Annotated in this window: 1 protein-coding gene; it reads right to left on the bottom strand. The window is 57.7% G+C overall.

Annotated elements, in window-relative coordinates:
* Positions 1 to 743, bottom strand: a 743-nt coding sequence (locus RA19_RS25380) for a dCTP deaminase domain-containing protein (RefSeq protein WP_193748340.1), incomplete at both ends; no start/stop codon positions are given.

Below are 743 nucleotides of genomic sequence, written 5' to 3' on the forward strand. Positions count from 1 at the left end.
GCGATTTCCTCTTCCAGCTGGCGCCTTTCCGCATTCCGTTCGGATTCGGGGCTGCGCTCGGGCAGGCCGGTTTCCGGTTTTTTCTGCTGCGGGACCGACTGGAGCTTTTCGAATACGACCTTGATAAAGCGCGTGTTCTCTGTAATGCGGATGACATCCTGTGTAAAATTGTGTAATGCAACCGTCAGCTTGCCCCGGAACAGTGGCGCGATCAGCGGTCCATGCGATACTACGATGCCCGTGGTGATCAGATCGACGGTCGGACCGACCCGGCCAACCGTATCGACGGGCATGCCGAAATGCTCTTGCGTGTAGGCGTAAACCGTTTCGCCGCGGCGGATTTCCAGGTGCCCGTTCAGCATCATGGGGTTTGTTTGTTCCGGATGGCCCTCCCAGTACCCGCCGATTCGTGTGTCGTAACTGGCAGGTCCCAGCTGGCAGGTGCTGAAGGGTTCGATGATAAAAGCTTGGTCTGATAACTGCTCTTCCCCTGTTGCCCCGATCCAGCGCCTTTGAAGGTCCATAACTTGGTGATCGACAAGGATGCCTGGCGGTATTTGCCTTAGCGGCTTGCCGTCCAGCTCCTCGAGATAGGCAGATGCTGGTCTGCTGGGGCGCAGCCTCTCGTTTTCTTTGAGCTCACTCCAGAAATCGGCGGGCGTACCAAGAAGCTGGGAGATGAGCCTGGATGTGTCGCGGTCAACGGTTTTGGTCCGGCCGGAGAGCAGATGGGAAACCGCAGA

Origin of the sequence: Leisingera sp. ANG-M1 (assembly GCF_000813745.1) — a bacterium.
Taxonomy (GTDB): domain Bacteria; phylum Pseudomonadota; class Alphaproteobacteria; order Rhodobacterales; family Rhodobacteraceae; genus Leisingera.